The organism is Rhizobium sp. Rhizsp42 (assembly GCF_047304155.1).
Classification (GTDB): domain Bacteria; phylum Pseudomonadota; class Alphaproteobacteria; order Rhizobiales; family Rhizobiaceae; genus Rhizobium.
In genome coordinates this window covers 1-273 of record NZ_JBGLYS010000147.1, presented here as the reverse complement: position 1 = coordinate 273, position 273 = coordinate 1, and the positions used below count along the sequence as shown (strand labels likewise).

At 74.4% G+C, this 273-nt stretch carries 1 pseudogene; it reads left to right on the top strand.

What is annotated here, in order from left to right:
* A pseudogene (locus ACCD05_RS31890) lies at positions 1 to 273 on the top strand (cytochrome d ubiquinol oxidase subunit 2); the annotation flags it as partial.

Here is a 273-nt window from a genome sequence, read left to right as displayed (position 1 = left end):
GACCCGTGGCCGAGCGCTCGCGCCGCTACGGCATGGTCGCGGCCGCCGCCACCATCGTGCTCTATGCGGCGGCGGGCTTCTGGATGGCCTCGGCCATCGGCGGCTACCGCATCACCAGCGCGGTCGATACCGTGGGGCCGTCGAATCCGCTGCTCAAGACGGTCGAGCTGCAGGCCGGTGCCTGGTTCGCGAACTACGCGGCCCACCCCTGGACCCTGGCCGCGCCGGTGGCCGGCTTCGCGGGCGCGCTGCTGGCGCTGATGGGGCTCGCGC